Source organism: Shinella sp. WSD5-1 (genome assembly GCF_963942435.1).
Taxonomy (GTDB): Bacteria; Pseudomonadota; Alphaproteobacteria; order Rhizobiales; family Rhizobiaceae; genus Shinella; species Shinella yambaruensis.
Genome location: NZ_OZ012596.1, coordinates 2,606,246 through 2,632,159 on the forward strand (window position 1 = coordinate 2,606,246; position 25,914 = coordinate 2,632,159).

Here is a 25,914-nt window from a genome sequence, read left to right on the forward strand (position 1 = left end):
CCGGAGTCATTAAGTGTCTGACGACCCAATACGAGAGCAGAGCCGTCCATCGCCTGACGCGTTGCTGGAAAGTGCGCAGCGGGAGACGCGCGGCCACCTCAAGATCTTTCTTGGGGCGGCGCCGGGTGTGGGCAAGACATATGAAATGCTCATGTCGGGCCGGGCTCAGCGGGCCGATGGGATCGACGTGGTCATCGGGGTGGTCGAGACCCACGGGCGGGCCGAGACCGAGGCTCTGGTTGAAGGGTTCGAGATCGTTCCGCGCCGCACTGTGCCCTATCGAGGGCATGTGCTCGATGAAATGGACATCGACGCGATTCTGGCGCGGAAGCCGGCGCTCGTTCTGGTGGATGAGCTCGCGCATACCAACGCGCCCGGCAGTCGCCATCCCAAGCGCTATCTCGATGTCGAGGAACTGCTCGCCAACGGCATAGACGTCTACAGCACGCTCAACATCCAGCACGTCGAGAGCCTCAACGACGTCGTGGCCCAGATCACGCGCATCCGGGTGCGCGAGACTGTTCCGGATTCGATCATCGACCGCGCCGACGACATCGAAATCATCGACATCACACCGGGCGATCTGATCAAGCGGCTGAATGAGGGCAAGGTCTACCTACCCAAGACAGCCAAGCGTGCGACGCAGAACTACTTTTCGCCGAGCAACCTGACCGCGCTGCGAGAACTTGCGCTTCGACGGACAGCCCAACGCGTTGACGATCAATTGGTGACGCATATGCAGGCGCATGCGATCGCCGGGCCGTGGTCGGCCGGCGAGCGCGTCTTGGTGTGCATCAACGAACGGCCCGGAGCGACGGCTCTCGTGCGCTATGGCCGCCGCCAGGCGGACCGGCTTCGTGCGCCGTGGGCCGCTGTTCACGTCGAGACGAGCAAGGATGCCCGGCTCTCCGAGCAGCAAAAGGACAAGATCGCCAGTGCATTGCGTCTTGCCGAGCAACTCGGGGCCGAGGCGGTTACGCTGCCCGGCGAGAACGTTGCGCAAGAGATTCTGGCCTACGCATCGACCAACAACTACACGCACGTCATCGTCGGCATGCCGACCTCGCCCAGGTGGCGGGAGATTTTCGCAGGCTCCGTTTCGCATGATCTGATCCGCGCCAAGACGGACGTGAGCGTGCATGTCATCTCGCCGGGCAACGGCGAGGAAACGCGACCTCCAGCGACGCTCAGTGCGCGGCCGAAACGACGGCTCGACTTCGGCCACTATCTTTGGAGTTCCCTTTACGTCGCCGTGGCGTTGGGCATCGGAACGGCGCTGTCGCGCTTTTTGGATGTCCGCAACATCGCCCTCGTCTTTCTGATGGCGGTGCTGGCCTCGGCGATGGGCGGGGGCCTTTGGCCGGCTTTGTTCGCTTCCGTGGTTGGCGCGCTAGTTTTTAACTTCTTTTTCCTCGAACCGCGCTACACGCTGGATATCGGCGACCCGGAAAGCGTCGTCGCCTTCGCGTTCTTTCTCGGCGTCGCGGTGATTGCCAGCAATCTGGCGGGCCGGGTTCAACGGCAAGCCGTGACGGCGCGCCAAAGAGCCAAAACGACCGAGGGCCTTTATCTCTTCAGCAAGAAGCTCGCCGGTGCCGGTACGTTGGGCGACGTTCTCTGGGCCACGGTCTATCAGATCGCTTCCATGCTTCAGGTCAGGGTGGTTGCTCTGTTGCCGGAGAATGGCCGCATCGCGGTCCAGGCGGGTTTCCCGCCCGATGACACGCTCGACGATGCCGACATTGCGGCGGCCCAATGGGCCTGGGAGCATGACAAGCCTGCAGGGCGTGGGGCGGACACGCTACCGGGAGCGAAGCGCCTTTATCTCCCTCTGAAGACCGGCAGGACACGGGTCGGCGTTATCGGTCTGGACAATGACAAGCAAGGGCCGGTTCTGACGCCCGCAGAACAGCGGCTTTTCGACTCTCTGGCGGATCAGGCTGCTCTGGCGATCGAGCGCATCCAACTGGTCGCGGATGTCGACAATGCGCGTCTGGCCGCCGAGGCGGACAAGCTGCGCTCCGCGCTTTTGACGTCGCTCTCGCATGACCTCAAGACGCCTTTGGCGTCGATCCTCGGGTCGGCGGGAGCGCTGAGAGACTATTCGACATCCCTGACGGACTCCGGCCGGGTCGAACTGCTGACGACGATTGTCGAAGAGGCCGAACGGCTGAACCGGTTCATCGCGAACCTGCTCGACATGACTCGGCTGGAATCCGGCGCTGCGGCGGTATCGCTTACGCCGCTGTTCATCGGCGACAGCGTTGGCAGCGCCCTGCGCCGAGCCGAGAAGATACTGGCTCTCCATAAGCTAAGCCTTGCCGTACCTCCGGATCTGCCGATGGTCCGCCTCGATCCGGTCCTGTTCGAGCAGGTGCTGTTCAATCTGCTCGACAACGCACGCAAATACGCGCCAACAGGCTCGCTGATCTCGATAAGAGCCTGGGCGGAAGACGCCCACGTTGTCTTGCAGATCGTCGATGAAGGGCCCGGCATGCCCTCTGATGATCTGACGAGAATTTTCGATAGCTTCTATCGGGTCCGGAAGAAGGACCACGTTCAGGCTGGGACCGGGCTCGGTCTCTCTATCTGCAAGGGATTTGTCGAGGCGATGGGCGGAACGATTTTAGCGACCAACCGGGCTGACAGACCCGGTGCCATTTTCACGCTGCGGTTTCCGATCGGACCGGAGCCCTCGACTTTGGAAGGAAGGATATGAGTACGTCCGTAGTCAAGATTCTCGTCGTCGATGACGAGCCGCCGATCAGGAAACTTCTGCGCGTTGGGCTGACGGCCGAGGGCTACGCCATGGTCGAGGCCGCAAGCGGCGAGGAAGCCGTCGCGATCCTCACCGAGGAGAAGCCCGATCTGATTTTGCTCGATCTTGGGCTGCCAGATATCTCAGGCCATGACCTACTCGAAAGGTGGCGTGCCGAGCTCATCGAGCTGCCGATTGTGGTCCTTTCCAGCCGGACCGATGAAACGGGCATCGTCAAGGCGCTGGAACTGGGCGCCGACGATTATCTCACCAAACCATTCGGGATGCGCGAGTTAGCTGCGCGCATTCGGGTGGCGCTCAGGCACAAGCTTCAGCAACAGGGCGAACGCCCGATATTCCAGGTTGGCGATCTCTCGGTCGACCTGGTGAAGCGGATCGTCAAGGTCGCAGATAAGGAGGTGAAGCTCTCACCCAAGGAATACGACATTCTGCGCGTCCTCGTGCAGCACGCGGGCAAAGTCATCACACACCAGCACATTCTGAAGCATGTGTGGGGCGGCGCTACAGATGTCCAATATCTGCGGGTCTATGTCCGCCAGTTGCGGCAGAAGATCGAGGCCACACCCGATCAGCCGCAATATATCCTGACTGAAACAGGTGTCGGTTACCGCCTCCGTGAGCCGGATCAGTGACCGCGCGCGTTCGTCTACAGGCGAGCGACTTAACGTGAGTATCCCTATGAACTTGTCATCTGCCATTGCACCAGAGGACGTGATCCTTGATCTATCCATCTCGACGAAAGCGGTCCTGATCAAGAAGCTGGCCGCCCATGCAGCCGCTCGCACAGGGCTAACCGAGGAAGCGATACACACTGCTCTGCTTGGCCGGGAGCGGCTTGGGTCGACCGGCATCGGACATGGCGTCGCCATGCCTCATGCGCCAGTCCCGGGGCTCGAGACATCCTTTGCGGCGCTGATGGTGCTGAAGAGGCCGATCGATTTCGAGGCGGTGGACGACCTTCCGGTCGATGTTGTTTTTCTGCTTCTGTCGGCCCCCGAAGGCAGCAACGAGTATCTGAAGATTCTCGCGGCGGTTGCCCGTAGGATGCGCGATGAGCAAGTCATGAAAATGCTGCGCGGCGCCAAGTCGGAGCATGCCGCTTATTCTATTCTAGTTGAGCAACCGGGATGACGGGCCTCGTACGAGCGGCTGCAGAAGTCGTGGAGGCTAGAGGCATTGTTGGGGTGGGATTGGCAGGGCTGACCATTCCAGCGTCACACCAATTCTGTAGTTGCCAGAATGTATTGATCTTGAGGCAATTATCACTTCCTCCGCCGATTGATTGAGGCGAGCGGATGGATGAGGAGAATTTGCACTGTGAGGACCCAACCCCTCCTCCTGGGCCCACGAAGATCCCTTTTGATCTGAGTTCGCTCCAGTATGTCGTAGCCGCGGCTGAGCATCGCAGTTTTCGACGTGCTGCAGATGCCCTCGGTCAGTATCCGGCGACCGTGAGCCGAGGCGTACAACGCGTTGAGGATGTGGTGGGAGTTTCATTTTTCGAGCGCTGTCCGTCGGGTATTCGCCTAACAAATGCGGGGGAGCAATTTGTCGCCACCGTCCGCCCAGCCATCGACTTGATCATGCAGGCGACACGAACTGCGGGAGCGGCCGGCCGCGGCGAAAACGGTAGTTTGAGCATTGGGGTTCTCACATCGCTTGCGGGCGGGTTTCTGAGAGAGCTGATCGAAAGGTATGCGCTTCTACACCCAAAGGTGGCCATAGAGATCAGGGATGGAGGACGGATAGAGCACATCGCCGCCCTGCGGTCCCGTCAACTGGATATCGCTTTCTTCACAGGCAATGGTGTGATCGCGGGTTTTGAGACGGCTGAACTCTGGCAGGAACGGGTTCATGTAGCGCTATCGGCCGACCATCATTTGGCTGAACGCGAAGCGATTGAATGGCCATGGCTTCGTGATCAGAAATTTCTGGTGACGAAATGTGCGCCTGGGCTCGAAGTCCACGATTACATAGTTCGCCGTCTAGCGGATTACAGTACGTATCCCGCTATCAAGATCATGCCATGCAACCAGGAGACATTGATGAACATGGTGGCGATCGGCCGAGGCATAACCGTTGTGTCGGCCGGCTGGCGCTCTGTCTCCGTCCCTCGGCTCATGCTCCGACCTCTGGTCGAGGACGAAGACATAGTACCGTTCAGCGCGGTTTGGGCGCCCGACCGGGATAACCCCTCACTTCGGCGTTTTCTTTCGCTGGCCTCGAGTCTGGCTGCCAAAGGCGCTGGAGGGCGTCTGCATCGGTTCATCTGATCGTGCCGGACGGCAGGATTTCGCTCATTCGCGATTTCGGCGCGCCTTGGCGAACCCTCGGTCGGTTGCCATGAACCGTTCGAGCATCGGAACGATGAGCTTTTTGGGGTCGATGACGGGCTGGCCGGATTCGCGGCCAAGCGCCTCCGCATATGCACTGAGGTCACGGTGCAGAGCGCCGGGCAGATCCAGCGTTATCTTCACCGGCTTATCCTCGGCGATTGGGCCGAGCTTCAGTTTGCTCATTGCGCTTCTCCATAGGGCTCGAGGACGAGATCGCGCGTGACGATCACCCGGACAGGATACCCCGGCCGGATTGTAAGCGTCGGCGCGACCTGCAACTGACGGCGGATGATCTGCTGACCTGCATCGTTGATCGTATCCTGTGCGCCATCACGAATTGCGCGGATCAGGCGGTCTTCGTCATCAACAGCGAGTTCGGTGCCGACGGCCAGAAGCGTCGAGAGGCCGGCAGCCTTCGCCAGATCCCACCAGTGGTAGTCGACGCCATCTTCCAGTCCGGCGTAGCCTTGCGTATCGGCGCCGGGCTGGCGTTCCAGTACGATCGACCGGCCGTTGGGCATGATGAGACGGTTCCAGACCAGCAGCACGCGACGTTGCCCGAATCCGACATCATTGCTGTATTCGCCGATAATGCGGGTGCCCTGGGGCACCAGCAGGATGTGGCCGGTCGGGCTGTCATAGATGTGCTCGGTGACTTGAGCGGTGATCTGGCCGGGCAGGTCCGAGCGGATGCCGGTGATGAGGGCAGCAGATATGACTGCACCGGCCTGAAGCACATAGGGTGAGGCTGGCGCCATGACGCTATCCGGTGCAACGGTGCGACGATCGACGCCGGCATTGAGAAAGGCGTTCTGCCGGTCCTGGGCAGTCGACGCGCCCGTCTGCCCAGGCAGCCCGAGGCCAGCGAGATTTGGGCTGGCGACGCCAGGAGGCGTTGTGGAACCCGCTGCCGTTCCGGGACCGGTCTGGAAGAAGACGCGGCTCGTTCGTGCTGCTTCTTCCTCGGCCAGACGGCGCTGCTCCTCGGGATCGACCTGGGGCGTGGCCATCACCGGTGGCATGACGGGTTGACCGCGGTTCTGGGCGTCGAGGATCGGCCGCCCGAGATCGCCGGGCAGCGGCGGACCCAGGAGAGGACCGGTGTAATCGCGCGGGAGCCCGGCGAGACCGTCAGCGGTCGCGCGGTTATCCGTCGAATAGAGCTCTTCGTTTCCCGGCCCGCCGTCCCGGGTCTGGAGCGCATAGATGAGGGCGCCGCCAATCCCGATACTTGCGATAAGGCCCACGCTGGCCAGCACCTTGCGTGACAAGCGCGTTACGCGCGGCGGTTCGGCGCGCAGCCGCATCGTGGACGAGGAATCGACAGTGGGACCGGTGAGCGAGGTGTCTTCTTCTCGGTTATCTTCCTGGCTGCTCATGACGAGGGTCTCCCATCAGTACGGAAAATCCTGACGGTCTGCTGGCGATCGCCGCCGCCGAGGCGCAGCTCGGCCGCGCCGAAGAGACGATCGACGATCAGGATGTTCTGGTAGATGCGGCTATTGACGATCTGCGGCTCGCCGTCCGATCCGATGACGAAGAGCGGCGGCATCTCGCCTTGGGCGATGCCGCGCGGAAACTCGACATAGACGCGGCGTCCATCGTCGTAGATGGAGACCGGCCGCCAGGGCGGTGTGTCACCGGCCAGGCCGTAGCGGTAGTTGCGCGCGGACGCGATCGGGATGACCGGCGTGGCCGGAACGGTCTGCCGCTGGCCTACCGGTGGTGCAGGATAGGCCCAGGCCACGGCGGGCATATAGGGTTTTTCGCCCGAGCGCAGCTCGATCATGTAGACGCGGCGGTCCGTGGTCACGACGAGGTTCGTCGTGATGTCGGCGCGCGACGGCTTGACGAGGATATGGACGCGGCGGCTTACGCCGCTACCGCTTTCAGTGTCCCCGATGATCCAGCGGGCGGTGTCGCCGGCGGCGATCGGGCCGGCGCCGGTGAGGTTCTCGCCTGGCTCTAGTGCGATATTGGTGATCTGACCGGGCGCGGCATAGACTTGGTAGAGGGCGCCTTCGCTCCACGGATAGATCTGGATCGAATTGTAATAGCCTTCGCGGCGCGGCTGCACGCGGGCTGCGGTGTTGGCGTTCTCGACGCGTCCTTCCGGCGTGCTGGCCGTGGCGCCGCCTCGTGCCGGCGTCCAGGCCGGGGGCACATGCAAGGGCCTCGGGCGCTGATCGGTGGCGACCGCTGGCACGGCCGGCAGCGGCGGCACATCCGCATCATAGCTGATCTGGGGTGGCCGATTGGTCGCGCAGCCGGCCAGCGCAGTCGCGGAAAGCAGGACAAGCGCCAAAGCGGGTTTACGGAAAGCCTCAAAGGCGGGTTTGCTTATCGTCGGGCGGCTCATTGGCTCATCTCCCGCGACCAGTTGATGGCGTTGACATAGATCCCGAGCGGATTGGCGCGCAGCCTCTCGGCGTCGCGCGGCGTCTGGATCACGATGGTCAGGATCGCGGTCCAGCGCTCTGTCTTGGAGAGCTGGCCATTTTCGTAGTGGCGTTCGGTCCAGGCGACGCGGAACGAGTCCGGCGATGCGCGGATGACGCTCGACACTTCGACGGCGATCTGCTGGCGGCCGACGCGGGTAAAGGGATCGTTGGCGCGGGCATAGTCGTTGAGCGCCGCCGCACCGCGATCCGTGGTCCATTCATAGGCCCGTAGCCAGTTTTGCCGCACGATGATCGGATCGGCCGGGATGGCGCGGGTCTGTTCGATGAAGCGAGCCAGATGGAAGGCGATCTGCGGATCGTTGGGACGATAGTCCGCCGAAGCCGGCGCTACGGTCTGCGCCTGGCCGAGATTGTCGACCTGTACCACCCAGGGCACGACGGTTCCGCGCGCCGACTGCCAGACCAGAGCTGCGGCGAAGCCGGCCGAAAGGACCAGGCTGCCGAAGGCCATAAAGCGCCAGTTCTTTGCCTGGACGCGGGCGGAGCCGATACGCTCGTCCCAGACCTGTGCGGCCTTTTGATAGGGCGTTTCGGGTTCCGGCGTCTTGCCGTAATGGGTAGCGGGACGTTTGAAGAGGCTCATGAGCGGTCACTTTCGGAAAGATTGACGGAAGAGCCGCCGCCGTGGCTGTCGCCAGACCGGACGGCGTGTGCGGCGGCCGAGACGCCATGGCTGAGGGCCTGGCTGCGTTTCATGCGCTTTGCCCAGTCAGGCGCACCGTCGCGCGGCGAACTGGCAGACGCCGCAGCGGCATCACCGCCGCCGATGGTTCCCATGGTCGAAGAGCCGCCGGTCACGCCGAAGCCGGCCTTCGCACCATCGGAGAAGCTGGATTTGACGCTTTCGGTGGCTTTCGATGCGGCACGCTTGAGCGGCGAGACGGCGGCTGAGCCTGCGGCGCGGGCGACGCCCCCGAGACCGGATGCCATGCCGGACGCCCCGGACTGTCCGAGCGAGCCAAGGCTGTAGGCCGACGAAGCGGCGCCTGCTGCGACTGCACCGCCACGAACAGCGGCTGCTCCACCGGAAAGAGCCGCTCCTCCTCCCTTCACGGCAAGGCCGGCTGCCCCGCCTGCGGCGAGGGCCGCTCCGCCTACGGCGAGGCCCGTGCCGACAGCAGCACCGGCGCCAAGCTGCGGACCACCCGACACGAGCCCGTTGGCAATTCCGGGGCCGAAGATGCCGAGGCCAAGAAGGGAAAGTGCTGCGAGCACGACGGCCATGGCGTCGTCGATCGATGGCGTCTGGCCGCCGAATCCTGCGGTGAATTGCGAGAACAAGGTCGAGCCGATGCCGATGACGACCGCGAGCACCAGCACCTTGATCCCGGACGAGACGACGTTGCCCAGGACGCGCTCTGCCATGAAGGCGGTCTTGCCGAACAGGCCGAACGGGATGAGCACGAAGCCGGCGAGCGTGGTCAGCTTGAATTCGATGAGCGTCACGAAGAGCTGGACAGCCAGAATGAAGAAAGCGAGCAGCACCAGCGCCCAGGCAAAGAGCAGGCAGGCGATCTGGATGAAATTCTCGAAGAAGGCGATCCAGCCCATCAGGTCGGAGATGGAATCGAGCAGCGGTCGCGCCGCGTCGAGGCCGGTCTGCGCCACCTTGCCGGGGCGCATCAGGTCTTGCGCGGTGAAGCTCGTGCCAGAGCCTTTAAGACCGAGGCCGGCGAAGCTGTCGAAGATGATATTCGCCAGATTGTTCCAGTTGCCGATGATGTAGGCGAAGACGCCGACGAACAGCGTCTTCTTCACGAGGCGCGCGATGATGTCGTCGTCGGCGCCCCAGGACCAGAACAGGGCAGCGAGCGTCACATCGATGACGATCAGGGTGGTCGCGATGAAGGCGACTTCGCCGCCGAGCAGACCGAAGCCTGAGTCGATGTAGCGGGTGAAAGTCCCGAGGAAGGTATCGATGACGCCTGTGCCGCCCATGATCTATCTCCCTTCGCTCGCAGTGGGAGGGGCCGGCTGCTGTGAGCGGCCGAGGAAGCGATCGCGGGTCTCTGCCCAGACGCGAAGGCATTCGGTATCGTCGATTGCCCTCTGTCCAAGCTGCTGGCACCGGCGTTGACCCTCGCGCAGCGGATCGCGCGAAGGCTCGATGAGGCGCACGGGCTCTGTTGAGGGAGCCTCCTCTTTCCGGGTCATCTCGATCGCCGTCGCGGTGATCGCGACGGCGACGAAGACGACGGCGCCCAGCCGGGCCAGCATCTTGCCGTCCATGCTCTCGCCCTCAGTTGCCGTTGTTGAACATCTGCGCGTTGCCCGGCTGATAACCAGAACCGGGTGTCAAGAATCGGCGGCGTTGCTCCCGCCCCTGTTCGGCCGCCGCAGCCCTCTCGGCCTCAGTCAGTGCGCCCGCGCGACCGTTGGCCGCGAGCAGTGCGACAAGGTCGGAGAGCTGTTGCGACTGGAGCGCGAGAAGCTGGTTACCGGCTTGCGTCGCCTGGAGTGCGCCCGTGGCGCCCTGACTCTGGCCGACTAGCGTCGACATTTCCGTGCGGTTTGTGTCGATGTTGCCGACCACGCCGGCTTGCACGCGCATCGCGTCCTGCAATCCGCCGACCGTGTTCTGCCAGCGCGATCGGGCATCAGTGACGAGTTGCTGGTCCGTCGTGGACAGCGAGACATTGCCGTATTGCTGCTGAAACATTTGATCGATGTTCTGGACGTCGAAGGCGATGTTCTGCGCTTGGGCGAGAAGCTGCTGCGTGCGCTGAACACTCTGTTGAAGCTGCTGGAGCGAGGAATGTGGCAGGCTCGCGAGATTGCGGGCCTGGTTGATGAGCATCTGCGCTTCGTTCTGGAGCTGGGTGATCTGGTTGTTGATCTGCTCAAGCGTGCGCGCGGCGGTGAGCACGTTTTCCGCATAGTTGGAGGGGTCGAAAACGATCCTGCCAAAGCCGAACTGAGCATGCGCCGGCGCGATGAACACAGGAGCAAGCGCCAGCGGGACCGCCAGCATGGTTGCCGCCAACAACGTGGTGCGCGAAGGGGAACGATGGATAGTCATGACTTAGCCTCCTTGGTGGCTTGGGGAATGAGATTGGAGAGATCGGGGATGAGATCGGCGGCCCAATCGACGCCGCGCAGGCGCAGCCAGGCGTCGAGAAAGCCGTCCGGGCCATGTTCCGCGAAGATGCGGGCGATGGCCGCCTGATCGGTTTTCGAGGACGCGGCCGTGAGGGCGAGTCCCACTTCGGACAGGCCCAGATCGAACAGGCGATTGCCGCGCCGCGACTGGCAGTAATAGTCACGCTTGGGCGTGGCACGGGCGAGGATCTCGATCTGGCGGTCGTTAAGGCCGAAGCGGCGATAGATCGCCGTGATCTGCGGCTCGATCGCGCGTTCGTTCGGCAACAACAGCCGCGTCGGGCAGCTCTCGATGATCGCTGGCGCGATCGCCGAGCCATCAATGTCGCTGAGCGACTGGGTGGCGAAGATGACGCTGGCGTTCTTCTTGCGCAGCGTCTTCAGCCATTCGCGTAGCTGTCCGGCGAAGCCCTCGTCGTCGAGCGCCAGCCAGCCCTCGTCGATGATGAGCAAGGTTGGCGAGCCGTCGAGCCGGTCGCCGATGCGATGGAAGAGATAAGCGAGCACCGCTGGCGCGGAGCCGGTGCCGACGAGGCCCTCGATCTCGAACGCCTGCACCGAGCCGTGACCGAGATGCTCCTGTTCGGCGTCGAGCAGCCGGCCATAGGGACCGCCGACGCAATAGGACCGCAGCGCCTGCTTCAGATCGTTCGATTGCAGGAGAACGCAAAGACCAGTGATGGTCCTTTCCCCGACCGGTGCGGAGGCGAGCGAGGTCAGCGCCGACCACAGATGCTCCTTCACCTCTGGCGTGATCTGGATGCCCTCGCGCATCAGAATGGCGACGAGCCAGTCGGCGGCCCAGGCGCGTTCGGGCACCTCATGGATGCGGGCGAGCGGCTGGAGCGAGACGGAGAACTCGGAGCCTTCTGTCAGGTCGCCGCCGAGATCGTGCCAGTCGCCGCCCATGGCCAGAGCGGCCGCCCGGATCGAGCCGCCGAAGTCGAAGGCGAAGACCTGGGAGTTTGCATAGCGGCGGAACTGCAAGGCCATGAGGGCGAGCAGAACAGATTTGCCCGCGCCGGTCGGGCCGACGACCAGCGTATGGCCGACATCGCCGACATGAAGGGAAAACCGGAACGGGGTGCTTCCCTCGGTCTTGCCGAACAGCAAGGGGGGCGACCCGAAGTGTTCATCCCGTTCCGGCCCCGCCCACACTGCGCTTAGGGGGATCATGTGGGCGAGATTGAGCGTCGAGATCGGCGGCTGCCGGACATTGGCGTAGACATGCCCTGGCAGCGAGCCGAGCCAGGCATCGACGGCATTGATGGTTTCGGCCATGGCGGTGAAGTCGCGGCCTTGGATCACCTTCTCGACCAGCCGCAGCTTCTCGTCGGCGATGTTCGGATCGCTATCCCAGACGGTGATGGTCGCCGTCACATAGGCCTGGCCGGCATAGTCGGCGCCGAGCTCCTGAAGCGCGAGATCGGCATCCGCCGCCTTGTTGGCGGCGTCGGTGTCGACGAGCGCGGACGCCTCGTTGGTCATCACCTCTTTCAGGATGGCGCCGATCGACTTGCGCTTGGCGAACCATTGCCGCCTGATCTTCGTCAGCAGCTTGGTCGCATCGGTCTTGTCGAGCAGGACTGCCCGCGTCGACCAGCGATAGGGGAATGCGAGACGGTTGAGCTCGTCGAGGATGCCGGGCGTGGTCGCGGTCGGAAAGCCGACGATGGTGAGGATGCGAAGATGCGAGTTGCCGAGACGTGGCTCCAGACCGCCGGTAAGCGGTTGATCGGCGAGCAGCGCGTCCAGATACATCGGCGTCTCTGGAACCCGCACACGATGCCGATTGGTCGAAACGCAGGAATGCAGATAGGTCAGCGTCTCGGCGTCATCGAGCCAGCCGCACTCGGGCATGAAGCCGTCGAGTAGAGCGAGCACCCTGTCGGTGCGGTCAATGAAGCCCCGGAGGATTTCGTGAGGATCGACGCCGGTCCGATCTCGCCCTTCGTAGAGCCAGGATTCCGTGCGCGCTGCGTCCTCGGCCGGCGGCAGATAGGTGAAGGTCAAGAAGTAGCTGGAGATGAAATGCGTGCCGGCTTCCTCGAAATCAGCCTTGCGCTCGGCGTCGATCAGCGCCGAGGCGGGATCGGGAAAGCGGCTTTCGGGATAGGTCGAGGCCTCATGGCGCTGCGCCTCGACGAAGATCGCCCAGCCGGAACCGAGACGGCGGAAGGCGTTGTTGAGGCGTCCAGCGATGGCAACGAGCTCGGCCGCGACGGCGCTGTCGAGGTCCGGGCCACGAAAGCGCGCCGTGCGCTGGAATGAACCGTCCTTGTTGAGGATAGCACCCTCACCGACGAGGGCGACCCAGGGCAGGTAGTCGGCGAGACGGGCGGCGGTACGGCGATATTCGGCAAGGTTCATCATGGTCGCAGCTCCCTCAGACCGAAAGGTGACCGGGAATGCGCAGATGCCTCCGGCCAACCTCGACGAACAGCGGATCGCGCTTGGCAGCCCAGACGGCGGCGAAGTGGCCGATGACCCAGATGGCGAGGCCCACCAGCCAGAGACGCAGGCCGAGACCGACGGCGCCTGCCAGCGTGCCGTTCATGATGGCGATCGAGCGTGGGGCGCCGCCGAGCAGGATATGCTCGGTCAGCGCCCGGTGGACTGGCACGGTGAAGCCCGGAACCTCGTCGAGTTGTTCGAAGCCGGTCGCCATCAGACGAGCGCCCCGCCGCCAAACGAGAAGAAGGACAGAAAGAAGCTCGACGCCGCGAAGGCGATCGACAGGCCGAAGACGATCTGGATGAGCCGGCGGAAGCCGCCGGACGAGTCGCCGAAGGCCAGCGTCAGGCCGGTGACGATAATGATGATGACGGCGATGATTTTGGCGACCGGTCCTTCGATCGATTGCAGGATCGATTGAAGCGGTGCTTCCCACGGCATGGACGAGCCGGATGCATGGGCGGCGGGCGCGAGGATGAGGCTGGTATAGGTGACGGCGACGGCCGTCGCGACGTGACGGCGAATGCGCCGAGCGCGGCGGATCATGAGGGCTCTCCTGTTGGGCTGGGGGCTTGGGTTGCGGGGGTGATGCGGTAATCGCCGTCGGGGCCGAGACCCTCGACGCGGGCAAGCTCCACCAGCCGGCGCTGCGATCCGCGCCCGGCGAGCACGGCGACGAGATTGATGGTCTCGGCGATAAGCGCGCGCGGGACGGTGACGACGGCTTCCTGGATGAGCTGTTCGAGGCGGCGCAGCGCGCCGATGCCGGTGCCCGCGTGAATCGTTCCGATGCCGCCAGGGTGACCGGTGCCCCATGCCTTGAGGAGATCAAGGGCCTCGGCCCCACGCACTTCGCCGATCGGAATGCGGTCGGGGCGCAGGCGCAGCGAAGAGCGGACCAGATCGGAGAGCGTGGCGACGCCGTCCTTCGTCCGCATGGCGACGAGGTTGGGCGCCGTGCATTGCAGTTCGCGCGTGTCCTCGATGATGACGACGCGATCCGTGGTCTTCGAGACCTCGGCGAGAAGCGCATTTGTTAGTGTGGTCTTGCCGGTCGAGGTGCCGCCGGCAACGAGAATGTTGGCGCGCGAGGACACCGCTGCTCGTAGGGCCTCGGCTTGGTTCGCTGACATAATGCCGGCAGCGACATAATCGTCGAGCGTGAACACCGCCACAGCAGGTTTGCGGATGGCGAAGGCAGGCGCAGCGACAACAGGCGGCAGCAGTCCCTCGAACCGTTCCCCCGTCTCGGGCAGTTCGGCTGAGACGCGTGGGCTGCCGGGGTGGACTTCGGCGCCGACATGGTGGGCGACCAAACGGACGATTCGTTCGCCATCGGCGGGCGCCAGTCGTTCACCCGTGTCGGAGAGACCTTCGGAGAGGCGGTCGATCCAGAGCCGGCCGTCGGGATTGAGCATCACCTCGACGATCGATGGGTCTTCCAGAAACCGTGCGATGGCCGGTCCAAGGGCTGTGCGCAGCATGCGCGCGCCGCGCGTGATCGCCTCCGATTTCTGGTGAGATGCCGCCATGTCGTCCCCTTGCGTTCAGGGACCGTTCGGCTGGCCCTGGATCGGGGACGATTAAAAGAGCCTGAAGTTGGGCTGATTCAACAAGTCTTTGTCGTAGTAGGGCTGTGGCGTGCAAATACAGGAAAACGGCGGCGGAGCCTGGTCATCACCACAATCTGATGGCCGGTGGTCGAAGGAAAAATCTCAAAGAACCGGATAATTGCTCCGGTTTTGCTCGCCATGCCGAGCGGCCTGAGTATGCTAAGCGAATCATGGCGTGTGCTGCGTGCGCCAGGGTCTCACCCTAATACGGAGAAAAAGAACAACTCTTTCCCAGAGGATGCAGCCTTATGGCCTCAACTCAGCCTGTCAGCCCTAATCGGGGCCGTATCAATTCCACGCTCCGGCAATTCCTCGACAATGAAGCCTCTGGCGGCATCCTTCTCATGGCCGTTGCAGTGCTCGCCATCCTCACCGCAAATTCGCCTGTCGCCGGGAGCTACTTCTCGGCGCTGCATGCCTATATCGGCCCGTTGAGCGTCCAGCACTGGATAAATGACGCGCTAATGGCCTTGTTCTTTCTGTTGGTCGGGCTTGAGATCAAGCGCGAGATGTTGGACGGGCAATTGTCGAGCTGGAGTCGTCGGTTGCTACCGGGGGCCGCCGCTGCTGGCGGGATGGCCTTTCCGGCATTGATCTACATTGCATTTAATCTCGGCGATCCTGCCGCCTTGCGTGGATGGGCAATCCCGTCTGCGACCGACATCGCCTTTGCGCTCGGTGTCCTGTCTTTGCTCGGGCCAAAAGTGCCGGCGTCGTTGAAAATCTTCCTCGCAGCACTGGCGATCATTGATGATCTCGGTGCGGTCATCGTGATCGCACTATTCTATACGACCGATTTGAACTTCGTTGCTCTCGGTGGCGCGGCTCTGGTTATCAGCGCTCTGATCCTCCTGAACAGGTTGGGTGTCATGCGCCTTTGGCTCTATCTGGTTCTCGGAGCTGTGCTTTGGGTGCTGGTGTTGCGCTCCGGCGTTCATGCCACACTGGCCGGCGTCATACTGGCGTTGACCATTCCTATTCGCCTCACGCCCGGGACGCCGGAAGCATCGCCCTCGGTTTCGCCGTTGCATCAGCTCGAACATGCCCTGCAAAAGCCTGTCGCCTTTCTGATTGTTCCCATTTTCGGCTTTGCCAATGCTGGCGTTTCCTTTACAGGCGTCACCCCTGCTGTCTTGATCGAGCCACTGACGCTCGGTGTGGCGGCTGGTCTCGTAGTCGGTAAGCTGGTCGGCGTGTTCGGCACCGTAGCCGCTCTGGTGCGGCTAGGTCTTGCCGATCTTCCCGCCGCCGCGAGCTGGGGGCAGACACTCGGCGTTGCGCTGCTGTGCGGAATTGGCTTCACAATGAGCCTGTTCATTGGCCTGCTGGCGTTTGACGATCCTGCGATGCAGGATCGCGTCAAGTTCGGGATTTTAGCCGGATCCCTAATCGCAGGGCTGGCTGGTTATGCGGTTCTTCGTGTATCAGACCGTCGGAAGGCGGCGTCGACGATAGTTTTGTAGGGAATATACTCCCTGTCGGGAGCGCCTCGAACGGATCATCGATCCATCAGGATTGAGCATCGCCTCGACGATTGCAGGTTCCTAATCTTCGCGCCGCGACGGTTAGCGTTATGAAAAGTTAGGGCTTGCAATCTGCCATGGCACTCACCGATCCGGACGAAGAACTTCATCTGACGATGTTGGCGATCGCCCGTCATCAACATCGTCGGGTATTTCGCGCAGGAAGCTTTGGCCTTGCTGCAGGCGCCGTCCGACGGTTTCGATGAAGCCCTCATAGCGTTCGCGGCCTTTTGCCTGTGCTGCTGCGTTTGCATCTCCCGGGAGCGGAGGTGTGACGGAAAGCCAGAAGCGTACGAATAGCGCCAGCGTCTCGGCAGTGATGCCGAGGTCGCGTTCAATGCGTTGAATCTGTCGTGTCATCCGATCGAGCCGTCGGGCTAAAGCGGCCTCGCGCTTGTCGGCGCCGTCCGGCGAGAGGAAGGAGGCTACAGCGGCCTCGACGATTGCTGAGCGCGAGATTTTCTTGCGGTCGGCGAGGTCGGCGATCTGGCGCAGCATGTCGGGTTGGAAATACACGTTCATACGGTCGCGCATGGCTCAGAGATCCATATTGTCGTTGGGGTCCATGGAGACCTGACGCGCGATGCCGCTCATCTGGCGGCGAAGCGCCTGGCGTTGACGCGCGGCATCCTCCGGCTCGTCGTCCAGCAGAGCCTTGAACTCGTCCGCCGGATTGGGTTCGGTCGTTTCCTTGACGATGGCGACGTGATCGGGAAGTTCCGGCTCGCGCCGCAGGCCACTGTTCGCCGCATCCTGTTCAGCCTTCTGAATCTCGGCCAGCAGGACGGCGTCCGGTGTCAGCAGCTTCAGCTCGGTCCATGCATCCTTACGTGTCGTGCGGCTGGTCGTGGCCGGGTCCGGTGGCAGCAGGACGCGCTCGGTGAAGCGTTTGTCCTCGAAATATCGCGCCTTGTTGGCCCGGATCGGCGGTGTTGCCGCCAGCATGACGATCTCATCATTGGGCGGAAGCTGCATGATCTCGCCGGGCGTCATGAGGGGGCGTGCAGTTTCCGAACGCGAGACCATCAGATGACCGAGCCAGGGTGATAGCCGGTGACCGGCATAGTTCTTCATCGCCTTCATCTCGGTGGCGGTGCCAAGCGCATCCGACACACGCTTGGCGGTGCGTTCGTCGTTGGTGGCGAAGCTGACGCGCACATGGCAGTTGTCGAGGATCGAGTTGTTGGCGCCATAGGCCTTTTCGATCTGATTGAGCGACTGGGCGATGAGGAACGCTTTCATGCCGTAGCCGGCCATGAAGGCGAGCGCGCTCTCGAAGAAGTCGAGCCGGCCGAGTGCCGGAAACTCGTCGAGCATCATCAGTACGCGATGGCGGCGGCTCTTGGTGTGCAGATCCTCTGTGAGACGGCGGCCGATCTGGTTGAGTACGAGCCGGATCAGCGGCTTGGTGCGGGAGATGTCAGAGGGCGGCACCACGAGATAGAGGGTCGCCGGACGCTCGTCTTCGATCAGATCGGCGATGCGCCAATCGCAGCGCCGCGTCACCTCGGCCACGACGGGATCGCGATAGAGACCGAGGAAGGACATGGCAGTCGACAAGACGCCGGAGCGTTCGTTGTCGGACTTGTTAAGGAGTTCGCGGGCCGTCGAAGCGATAACCGGGTGCGGGCCCGCTTCGCCCAGATGCGGCGTAGTCATCATCGCCGCCAGCGTCGTCTCGATCGGGCGCTTCGGATCGGACAGGAACCCGGCGACGCCGGCCAGGGTCTTGTCCTGCTCGGCATAGAGAACATGGAGGATCGCGCCGACCAACAGGGAGTGACTGGTTTTCTCCCAATGGTTACGCTTCTCCAGAGAACCCTCCGGATCGACCAGCACGTCGGCGACATTCTGGACGTCGCGCACCTCCCATTCGCCGCGGCGCACTTCGAGCAGAGGATTGTAGGCGGCGGATTTGATGTTGGTCGGGTCGAAGAGCAGTACGCGGCCGTGCTTCGAGCGGAACCCGGCGGTGAGTTGCCAATTCTCGCCCTTGATGTCGTGGACCACGACAGAGCCCGGCCAGGTCAGCAGGGTGGGCACCACCAGTCCGACGCCTTTGCCGCTCCTGGTCGGGGCGAAACACAAAACGTGCTCGGGGCCATCATGGCGGAGATAGTTGCGATCGAGCTTGCCGAGCACCACGCCATCGGGATTGAGCAGGCCTGCGGCCTTGACCTCCTGCGGCTTCGCCCAGCGGGCCGAACCGTAGGTCTCGATGTTCTTCTGCTCGCGCGCGCGCCACACCGACATGCCGATGGCGACCGCGATGGCGATGAAGCCACCGGACGCTGCGATGATCCCGCCCCTGGCAAAGACATCTGGAGCGTAGGCATCGAAGAAATACCACCACCAGAAGATGGCAGGCGGATAGTAGATGGGCACGCCGCCGAGCACGAACCAGGGCGTTCCGAGTTGCGCCTGATAGCCGAGTTGCCACGCCACGTACTGGGTCGCGCCCCATGTCGTGAACAGCACGATGAGGAAGACAACGAGTATCTGGCCCCAGAGGATTTTGGTCGCGGACATTACTTGGGTCCTTTCTTGTTGTTTGCGGAGGTCACAGGCCAAGCCCTCGTTGCCGGCCGAGGCTCCACTCGATGCCGCCGTTGCCCTTGGCGACGCCGGCAATGTGCTGGCCGAGTTTCTTTTCGAGCGGCGGGGTCCATGGCACGAGCTGAAAGCCGAGCCCGTTGTCGATGACGGCGAAGCGGCCGGAAGTAAGCGCCAGACGTTGACGATAGACCCCAGCAACATGCTCACCGGCCTGCGCCTTCTGGAACGGCAGTCCGGTCTCCGCCTGGAGTCTCGTAGCCACGGCATCGAGCTCGCGCTGACGAAGCGTGTTGAGGAGATCGCGCTGCAGGATGATGCGCTGGCCCTGGCGCCGCGCCAGACCCTCCTTGGCCAGATGTTCGGCGCGGGCCTTCATGGCGTCGCGGACCTCGGCGCCGAAACCACCCGTCGACATCGGCATGGCCTCGCGTTCCACAAGGCGATGATCGAGCCAGGTTGCCCCCGGCGCCGTGATCTGCCGATTGAGATCGAAGTCGGACCGGTTGGCGAGTACCAGCGTTGGTCGCCGATCGTCCTCTCCGCCGAAGCGGCGCACCTCGACGACGCCGCCGATGGGCGGGGAATGCTCGAAGGCTTCGATCCCCCGGAAGCGGACATGATGGGCGCGGCCGTCTGTGCCGTCGATCACGGCATAGGCTTCGCCGGTCAGCTCGTCATGCAGACCGCGGTCGACCAGGCGGCCGATGATGGGAGAGCCGGCACCGCCCCCGTCGATCACATAGTCGCTGAAGCCGCGGTCCTGGCCGCGCTCGGTGAAGGCGCGGTGCATGGTCTTGATGATATCGCCGCGCATGCCGAGATCGCGCAGCGTACGTTCGGCCTGAAGCCCGACGGTCCACTCGCCAGGAGAGCCTTGTTCCGCCAGCCCCATCTTTTCGAGATGCTGGAGCCGGCCAACAATCAGGCGGCGGAGTAAAGGATCGGATTTGCCATTGGCCTCGGGCCGCAGGTCGATGAAGCCGGTCTCGTCGGCGGCGATGCGGATCTCGACATCGAGGCGCGTCCAGCGCTCAGCGGTGACCTCCTTCTCCAGCGCGTTGCGGATTTCGTGTTCGGGCTGGGGGCCGAGTTCAAGCGAGACAAGATCCTCGGCGCGCGAGCGCAGGCCGCGGCTGATATAGTCGCGCGAGATCACCAGATCGGCGCCGCTCTGGTCGACGCCGCGCACCAACAGATGAACGTGAGGATTGTCTGTGTTCCAGTGATCTACCGCGACCCAGTCAAGCTTCGTGCCGAGATCGGATTCCATCTGGCTGACGAGATCGCGGCTGAACTCACGCAGGTCTGTCATCTCGCCGGCGTCTTCGGGCGAGACGATGAAGCGGAAGTGGTGCCGGTCGTCCTTACAGCGATCGGAGAAGGCGAGATCGTCGGCGCGCTCGTTCGTCGCGTCGAACATGACGCCGTTCTCCCCGTCGCGGCTGACGCCTTCGCGTTTGAGATAGGAAAGATGCGCCGACAGCGGCGCCGAACGAAACGACTTGCCCTGGTGGCGCACGACGCGTGCCTTGACGACAACACGGCGCGAGGCGCTGAAGATACGCGAGCGGCTGAAGCTGGTCCGGCCACGGCCGAAGGTCGAGTGACCGCGACTTGCCCCACGCTTGGCTGTTCGCACTTCGCCTGAACTGTGCCCCGCTTTCTTTGAGGCCCTCAGCACCTGGTTGATGAAGCTCTTGGGCTTGCCCGCGCGGGTGGATCTGATGCGCCCAGGGCGGATGCGGAAGTCGCTGTCTCCCTCGCTCATGAGAACGCCCCTTCAGAGAGGGGATTCCGGCATAGTGCCGGAAACAGCATTGAAATCGCTGAGCAAATCAGTAATCGCGGCACGCGACCCGACCGACCGGCACGCCAAAAGCCAAGCCATGTCAATGGCTTGCGAGAATTTGGCGATAGGCTTTTATCTCGCCGTCCTGCTGTCGTGCCCTTCCGCTCTCCCCTCTCTCCCGCATCGCCCTCTCCAGACAACGCCATGCCGCGCCATGCTGCGAACACCCTCATGGCTGCTCTCCTTCACCGGCACGGGCGAGGAAGAGGTCGCCGGATTGCGGAGCAATGGCGGTTTCATCGCGCTGCAAAACCGCAGCCGAAGTGTCGTCGGACTGCGCGGTGGATGTCGGTCGACCGGCATCCAGATTGCGCGCGGATGGCGTCACGAAGAGTGGCGCACGACGCCAGGCATTTGGATCGACGGCAGCGACGGCGGTGTTTCCGGATTGGCCGGGCGTCACGTTTCCGACGCCGATCATCGGCGCGAGCGTGGCGACATAGGCGCGGGTTTCGGCCGGGAGGGGACGGCCGGCGAGGTATTCCTCGTACCGCCCGGGACCGGCATTGTAGGCCGCGAGGAAGCCCGGCGATCTGTAGAGATCGTACATCTCGCGCAGATATGCCGTACCCGCCAGAATGTTGTCGCGCGGATCGAAAGGGTCATGGCCAAGGCGGTGGCGGATGCGCAAGTCTGCCCAGGTATCGGGCATGACTTGCATCAGGCCCATCGCCCCGGCCGACGACACGGAGCGGATGTCATCGGCGCTTTCGACGCGGCGCACGGCCCTGATCCAGTGCTCGGGGATGCCGAAGCGCTGCGAGGCTTCCGTCACGAAGGCGGCATGGGGATCGCGAGACGGTTGCTCGGCCGATGGCGCGGTCTGCGCCAGAACGGCGAGCGGCGGCGCCGCGGTGAAGGTCAGGCCGGAAAGGAGAAGGAGGATGATGCGCCGGGCAGCGCGAGGCCGCCCGGCTGACATCGGTGATGCGGGGCCGAAACGAACGATCCGCATGACCTATTTCCGCTCGCCGCGCTTTTGCGGGCGGCTCCAGTGCAGCGACCATGAGGTCGCGTCCGCGCCGTTCTGGAACAGGCGGGCGCGGACCGGCTGCGGGAAGCTGGGGGCATCGATCGTCAGCGAGAGATATTCACCGGCCTTCTCGCTGGACTCCGTCCAGGCCACCCCGATCTCCGGTCCATTGTCATCCGGGCCGAGATGGACGCGATAGTTCGGCGCGTTCTCGACCTCGGATGGTTCGACCGCAACGATGCTGATTTCGTACTGGATTGCGATGGTATGGATGCGGCCGACGAAGCCGGTTTTCTCACGGATGAATTCGCCGATCTGCGGCATGGCGGTTTCCTTTCTGATTGCGGTGGAGGTTGATGCGACGAGCAGCACGCCCGCCGAAGGCAGGGCATTCACCGCGTTGGCGCCTGCCATTCGAAACGGCCTTCGCCGTCCTCGTCGGTCCACAGGGGAACCGCACGGCCGATGACCGAACTCGCTGGGATCGGGCCGAAATACCTCCCGTCGAGACTGTCGTGGACGTCCCAGTTCATGAGGAAGACATCGTCCTTGGCGACGACCCGGCAGCCCTGCCAATCAGGCAGCGCGCGGCCGAAGCGGTCGCGCTCAAGCGCCGTTCCCATCTCCACGCCATCGATCGTGATCAAGGGGCCGGAGCGGCAGACGGTCTGCCCCGGAAGGCCGAGCACGCGTTTCAGGAGCGGCGTGTCGCGCGGCAGATATCCGCGGGTCGCGAGGAAGCTGGCGATCGGTTCGGGCGCATCGATCGCGACCAGATCGGTCACTTCCAGATGACCCGTGGCCTCGACAGAATAGAAGCCGATCGGCGTGCTGGCCGAGGCGTTCCAGATGAGTTTGGTAGGCGTATCGACCCACGTCGAAATCGCGATGGCGCTGGTCGCGACGAAGGTGGCCATGGCCCATTTGAGCTCGGTCATGGCGCGATCCTCCGGCGCTTCAGCCACGCCAGATGCTGGTCCCGCGTGTAGCTGCGCGGCTCTTGACCGGCGGTCAGGCGGTTGTGAACATGCCGCCAGTAGTCGGGCGCTGCGTCAGCCGGTTCGAGATCCATCGCCTCGATGGCGTCGATTAGTTGCAGGACGCGCTCGACGTTGGGCCAGCTCTCGGTCTTGAGCAGGATGTCGCCGCCGGGGCGCACGAAAGGCAACGTCTGATAGGTTTCGCCGGGCTCGATCGCGCGCACGATGTCGATGCGCGAGATGATCGTGCCGTAGTCGTTGGAGGCCCAGCGGACGAAAGCGAAGATCGTGTTTGGCCGGAAGGAAAGGACACGGCGGCGGCGATCGAGGATCGTTTCGCGTGCGTGCTCACCGAACCTGATCCAGTATTCGATCTGCTTTTCCACCCATGTCAGCTCGACATGGGTGAGACGGTCGGATGGTGCGGGCGACGGCATCGGGCCGCCGCGCATGCGGGGTGCCGCGATGCCGGTCATGATGGGTCTCCTGGTGGTTGGGGGAATTCGCGCGCGAGCAGCTCGCGCAACATGTCGGCGACGGTGACGCCGCGCTGGAAGGCAGCAATCTTGATGCGGCCGCGCAGGTCAGGCGTGACGTCGATGGTCAGCCGGGCGGTGTAGCCGGCGCTCGATGATGGCGCAGACGATGGGGCCGACGGGGATCGATCGGCGGCCTTGATCCATTGGTCGGGATCTGTCGGGCGGGCGGCGAAGCCGCGCCTATGTGGCGGCCTCGTCATGGCCTGTCTCCCGTCTCGAGCGGCAGCAGCGCTGTGATCCGGTCGGCGGCTTTGCGCGCCATCGCCGGATCGATTTCGCAGCCGAGATAGCGCCGGCCGGAGAAACGGCAGGCCTCGCCAGCCGCGCCCGATCCGGCGAACCAGTCGCCGACGAGCCCGCCCGGCGGGCAGCTTGTCCGGATGAGGATTTCGATCAGGCCGGAGGGTTTTTCGGTCGGATGAATGGCGCGGCTATGCGCGTTGCGGGCGTAGATGACCGAGCGCATAAGGCGCGGCCCGCCGTCCTCGCTGACATAGTGACCGGCTTCGATATGGCCGGTATGGGGTGGACATTTCTTGCGACGGACGGTGCGCGCGGTCGCGTCGGGCGTGGTCTGCACGACATTGTAGACCGAGCCCCATGGGGCGTCGCTGCGGTAGAACTGCACGACGAGTTCGTGGACGCGCTTGAAGCGGTCGGCGTGAAAGCCGGAGCCGTTTTGCTTCTCCCAGACGATCTCCTGGGCGCATTTCCAGCCGGCGTCGTCGAACGCGGCGGCTGTCGCCATGAAGCAGCGCAGCGAGCCGAACACCCACATCGAGCCGGATTGTCGCAACGCGGCCCTGGCGAGCGGCAGCCAGCCCTCGACGCGGCGATCCCAGGCGAGCGACGTGTCGCCATAGGGAGGATCGGCGAAGATCATGTCGAACGGGCCATGCGCCGGCATGAGGACACGGCAGTCGCCGGTGATGATGGTCTGCGCGAGGAGCGTCATGGCGCCAGCCTCCCCACTTCCGCGGCGAAGGCGGCGATCTCGCGGGCAGCCACACTGTCGTGCTCGGCCTCGAACACGAGGCGGCCGGATTGCGCCAGGTCGGCGAAGGCGACGCGCTGGCCGATGGTCGCCGACAGCAAGGACGGATCGTGCTCGGCAAGCGTCTCGGCCGTCTCGCGGGCGATGACGGTGCGGGCGCCGCAGCGGTTGAGCACGAAGCGGGCGCCGAGCTGCGGGCGATAGATGCGCGCCTCGGCGAGCAGCGCCAGCATTTCGGCTGACGCCCAGCCGTCGAACGGCGATGGCTGCACGGGGATCGGGACAAGGTCGGCGGCAAGCAGCGCCGAACGCATCAGCCCGGCCACACGCGGCGGCCCATCGATGATGACATGATCGGCGTCACGCGCGAGCTCGGGCGCTTCGCGATGCAGCGTGTCGCGCGCCAGGCCGACGACGCCGAACAGGCGTGGCAGGGCCTCGCGGCTGCGCTGCTGCGACCAGTCCAGAGCCGAGCCTTGCGGGTCGGCGTCGATCAGGGTGACTCGCTTGCCCTCACGTGCCCATTGACCGGCCAGATGCAGGGCGAGCGTTGTCTTGCCGACGCCTCCCTTCTGGTTGAGGAGCGCGACGATCATTGCGCGCCTCCCGGCTCATCGCCGAAAGACTGCCGCCGAGCTTCGGAAGATGAAGGGGCACCGTTTACGGATTTACGGAAAGACGTAAGGGGCGTATCATCGCTGGTGGGTGATGATTTGAGGTCCTTTTCGGGCCTCTCGGCGATGTTTTCCACATCGCGCGCGCGCTCTTCAAGGTTAGATTCTTTGTTATACTCTAAGTTAAGGGCGCGATTTCGTCTTTTATTTCCAGAGCTTATACCCTGTTTGGGTTCCCGATAGCACGAGCCTCCGGTTCCCGATAGCACGATAGGTCGGGTTCCTGATAGCACGAGGCCGTCCACAGCTTTTCCACAGGCGCCGGAGGGCTCGAAAGCAAGCAGCAGACGGCCGCCGACCGCGACCTCCAGAAACAGCGTGTAGCCGGGCAGCGGCTGGCGCTGGATGATGTTGCGCAGCTCGAAAGCGAAGCGCCTGAACGGCGACAGGCTGCCGGATTTCTGGTGCAGATGCCGGAAGTCGAAGCGCCAGCCATTGCGCTGCCTGCCGCCATGCTTGCGCACCAGGCGGTAGAGCCAGCGATCCAGGCCGCCGGTCAGGCCGAAATAGGTCCGGTCGATGGTGAGCACGAGCGCATCGTCGAGGACGGCGCGATAGAACCAGTCGGGCACGATCAGCTCGAGGCCGGCAGGCTTGCCATAGCGGTCGGTGCGCTCCTGCCATTCATTGATCCAGGAGAAGCGATGCCGACGGCCTTCTGCCGACTGGCGGATCGATGTGGCGACGGTGGTCGACTGGAGCCGATCGAGCGCGGCTTTCAGGCGCTGGTAGTCGCGCAAGCTGACGCCGCGGCCGATGAAGTTGAGAATTTCGTATGGCGTGGCGGCCATCAGGCGCGAGGTGCGCAAGCCCTTGTCGCGCGCCTCGACGATCTGGCTGGCGGCCCAGATCAGGATGTCCGCGTCCCAGATCGTGGCCATGCCGTGGTCGGGCACGGCCTCCACACGGATGGTGACGTCGCCCGCCACGAAATCGATCGGCGCGGTGCGGTGGCTCTTGGAGAGGGAGAAAAACGGATAGGCCATGAGATCCTGCGCGTCTCGTGGCGCGATGTCGCCGGGAAGCGCGTGGAACAGATCGAGCTGCCCGCGCTCCGGAGATGGGCGATGCCGCGCCTTCATT

At 63.7% G+C, this 25,914-nt stretch carries 27 protein-coding genes; 5 read left to right on the forward strand and 22 right to left on the reverse strand.

The genetic code is table 11. From position 1 onward, the window contains the following. Window positions 1-13: 13 nt before the first annotated feature. From AABQ55_RS12845 to AABQ55_RS12860, 4 genes are all read left to right on the forward strand, one after another. Window positions 14-2,719, forward strand: coding sequence for a sensor histidine kinase (locus AABQ55_RS12845; RefSeq protein WP_272805276.1), 2,706 nt, complete (start codon window positions 14-16; stop codon window positions 2,717-2,719). Beyond that, window positions 2,716-3,411 (forward strand): response regulator transcription factor, encoded by a 696-nt coding sequence (locus AABQ55_RS12850; protein ID WP_272805277.1) that lies wholly within the window; start codon window positions 2,716-2,718, stop codon window positions 3,409-3,411. Before AABQ55_RS12845 ends, AABQ55_RS12850 begins: the two co-directional genes overlap by 4 nt. Window positions 3,412-3,457: 46 nt before the next feature. Beyond that, on the forward strand, window positions 3,458-3,910 hold the full coding sequence (locus AABQ55_RS12855; RefSeq protein ID WP_272805278.1) for a PTS sugar transporter subunit IIA: 453 nt from the start codon (window positions 3,458-3,460) through the stop codon (window positions 3,908-3,910). Window positions 3,911-4,074: 164 nt separating this feature from the next. Further along, complete coding sequence (locus tag AABQ55_RS12860; protein ID WP_272805279.1) at window positions 4,075-5,052, forward strand: LysR family transcriptional regulator; 978 nt, start codon at window positions 4,075-4,077, stop codon at window positions 5,050-5,052. 24 nt (window positions 5,053-5,076) lie between these two features. Here AABQ55_RS12860 and AABQ55_RS12865 read toward each other — a convergent pair whose 3' ends face one another. From AABQ55_RS12865 to trbB, 11 genes are all read right to left on the reverse strand, one after another. Then, window positions 5,077-5,298, reverse strand: coding sequence for a DUF2274 domain-containing protein (locus tag AABQ55_RS12865; protein ID WP_272805280.1), 222 nt, complete (start codon window positions 5,296-5,298; stop codon window positions 5,077-5,079). Beyond that, window positions 5,295-6,422: a TrbI/VirB10 family protein gene (locus tag AABQ55_RS12870; protein ID WP_443021152.1), complete on the reverse strand. Its 1,128-nt coding sequence runs from the start codon at window positions 6,420-6,422 to the stop codon at window positions 5,295-5,297. Before AABQ55_RS12870 ends, AABQ55_RS12865 begins: the two co-directional genes overlap by 4 nt. Before the next feature lie 68 nt (window positions 6,423-6,490). Further along, window positions 6,491-7,474, reverse strand: coding sequence for a P-type conjugative transfer protein TrbG (gene trbG, locus AABQ55_RS12875; RefSeq protein ID WP_272805282.1), 984 nt, complete (start codon window positions 7,472-7,474; stop codon window positions 6,491-6,493). Further along, complete coding sequence (trbF, locus tag AABQ55_RS12880; protein WP_272805283.1) at window positions 7,471-8,160, reverse strand: conjugal transfer protein TrbF; 690 nt, start codon at window positions 8,158-8,160, stop codon at window positions 7,471-7,473. Before trbF ends, trbG begins: the two co-directional genes overlap by 4 nt. Next, entirely contained in the window at window positions 8,157-9,515 is a 1,359-nt protein-coding gene (gene trbL / locus AABQ55_RS12885) for a P-type conjugative transfer protein TrbL (RefSeq protein ID WP_272805284.1), read from the reverse strand. The genes trbF and trbL overlap by 4 nt, the downstream gene beginning before the upstream one ends. A gap of 3 nt (window positions 9,516-9,518) precedes the next feature. Next, window positions 9,519-9,806 (reverse strand): putative entry exclusion protein TrbK-alt, encoded by a 288-nt coding sequence (gene trbK-alt, locus AABQ55_RS12890; protein WP_272805285.1) that lies wholly within the window; start codon window positions 9,804-9,806, stop codon window positions 9,519-9,521. 10 nt (window positions 9,807-9,816) lie between these two features. Further along, window positions 9,817-10,596, reverse strand: coding sequence for a P-type conjugative transfer protein TrbJ (gene trbJ / locus AABQ55_RS12895; RefSeq protein WP_272805286.1), 780 nt, complete (start codon window positions 10,594-10,596; stop codon window positions 9,817-9,819). After that, window positions 10,593-13,049 (reverse strand): conjugal transfer protein TrbE, encoded by a 2,457-nt coding sequence (gene trbE, locus AABQ55_RS12900; RefSeq protein ID WP_272805287.1) that lies wholly within the window; start codon window positions 13,047-13,049, stop codon window positions 10,593-10,595. The genes trbJ and trbE overlap by 4 nt, the downstream gene beginning before the upstream one ends. A gap of 13 nt (window positions 13,050-13,062) precedes the next feature. Further along, entirely contained in the window at window positions 13,063-13,344 is a 282-nt protein-coding gene (locus AABQ55_RS12905) for a VirB3 family type IV secretion system protein (RefSeq protein ID WP_272805288.1), read from the reverse strand. Further along, window positions 13,344-13,676, reverse strand: coding sequence for a TrbC/VirB2 family protein (locus AABQ55_RS12910; RefSeq protein ID WP_272805289.1), 333 nt, complete (start codon window positions 13,674-13,676; stop codon window positions 13,344-13,346). The genes AABQ55_RS12905 and AABQ55_RS12910 overlap by 1 nt, the downstream gene beginning before the upstream one ends. Continuing rightward, complete coding sequence (gene trbB, locus AABQ55_RS12915) at window positions 13,673-14,662, reverse strand: P-type conjugative transfer ATPase TrbB (protein WP_272805290.1); 990 nt, start codon at window positions 14,660-14,662, stop codon at window positions 13,673-13,675. Before trbB ends, AABQ55_RS12910 begins: the two co-directional genes overlap by 4 nt. A gap of 329 nt (window positions 14,663-14,991) precedes the next feature. Between trbB and nhaA the strand changes: the two genes are divergently transcribed. Then, a complete protein-coding gene (gene nhaA, locus AABQ55_RS12920; RefSeq protein ID WP_272805291.1) occupies window positions 14,992-16,206 on the forward strand; it encodes a Na+/H+ antiporter NhaA in 1,215 nt (404 codons plus the stop codon). 144 nt (window positions 16,207-16,350) lie between these two features. Here the strand turns inward: nhaA and AABQ55_RS12925 are convergent, their stop codons facing one another. From AABQ55_RS12925 to AABQ55_RS12975, 11 genes are all read right to left on the reverse strand, one after another. Further along, complete coding sequence (locus AABQ55_RS12925; RefSeq protein WP_272805292.1) at window positions 16,351-16,800, reverse strand: CopG family transcriptional regulator; 450 nt, start codon at window positions 16,798-16,800, stop codon at window positions 16,351-16,353. 3 nt (window positions 16,801-16,803) lie between these two features. Next, on the reverse strand, window positions 16,804-18,795 hold the full coding sequence (locus AABQ55_RS12930) for a conjugal transfer protein TraG (protein WP_272807450.1): 1,992 nt from the start codon (window positions 18,793-18,795) through the stop codon (window positions 16,804-16,806). Window positions 18,796-18,826: 31 nt separating this feature from the next. Then, on the reverse strand, window positions 18,827-20,590 hold the full coding sequence (locus AABQ55_RS12935; RefSeq protein WP_272805293.1) for a relaxase/mobilization nuclease domain-containing protein: 1,764 nt from the start codon (window positions 20,588-20,590) through the stop codon (window positions 18,827-18,829). A gap of 250 nt (window positions 20,591-20,840) precedes the next feature. Beyond that, window positions 20,841-21,626: a lytic transglycosylase domain-containing protein gene (locus AABQ55_RS12940; RefSeq protein WP_272805294.1), complete on the reverse strand. Its 786-nt coding sequence runs from the start codon at window positions 21,624-21,626 to the stop codon at window positions 20,841-20,843. Between the two features lie 3 nt (window positions 21,627-21,629). After that, complete coding sequence (locus tag AABQ55_RS12945) at window positions 21,630-22,058, reverse strand: DUF736 domain-containing protein (RefSeq protein WP_445190517.1); 429 nt, start codon at window positions 22,056-22,058, stop codon at window positions 21,630-21,632. After that, entirely contained in the window at window positions 22,037-22,582 is a 546-nt protein-coding gene (locus AABQ55_RS12950; protein WP_272805296.1) for a S26 family signal peptidase, read from the reverse strand. Before AABQ55_RS12950 ends, AABQ55_RS12945 begins: the two co-directional genes overlap by 22 nt. Further along, window positions 22,579-23,100 carry a DUF2840 domain-containing protein gene (locus AABQ55_RS12955; RefSeq protein ID WP_272805297.1) on the reverse strand — a complete coding sequence of 174 codons (522 nt, stop codon included), beginning with the start codon at window positions 23,098-23,100 and terminating at the stop codon, window positions 22,579-22,581. The genes AABQ55_RS12950 and AABQ55_RS12955 overlap by 4 nt, the downstream gene beginning before the upstream one ends. Further along, complete coding sequence (locus AABQ55_RS12960) at window positions 23,097-23,363, reverse strand: ribbon-helix-helix protein (protein WP_272805298.1); 267 nt, start codon at window positions 23,361-23,363, stop codon at window positions 23,097-23,099. The genes AABQ55_RS12955 and AABQ55_RS12960 overlap by 4 nt, the downstream gene beginning before the upstream one ends. Continuing rightward, window positions 23,360-24,118 carry a DNA-methyltransferase gene (locus AABQ55_RS12965; RefSeq protein WP_272805299.1) on the reverse strand — a complete coding sequence of 253 codons (759 nt, stop codon included), beginning with the start codon at window positions 24,116-24,118 and terminating at the stop codon, window positions 23,360-23,362. Before AABQ55_RS12965 ends, AABQ55_RS12960 begins: the two co-directional genes overlap by 4 nt. Beyond that, on the reverse strand, window positions 24,115-24,753 hold the full coding sequence (parA, locus tag AABQ55_RS12970; RefSeq protein ID WP_272805300.1) for a ParA family partition ATPase: 639 nt from the start codon (window positions 24,751-24,753) through the stop codon (window positions 24,115-24,117). Before parA ends, AABQ55_RS12965 begins: the two co-directional genes overlap by 4 nt. Next, window positions 24,750-25,913, reverse strand: coding sequence for a replication initiator protein A (locus AABQ55_RS12975; RefSeq protein WP_272805301.1), 1,164 nt, complete (start codon window positions 25,911-25,913; stop codon window positions 24,750-24,752). Before AABQ55_RS12975 ends, parA begins: the two co-directional genes overlap by 4 nt. Window position 25,914 lies beyond the last annotated feature (1 nt).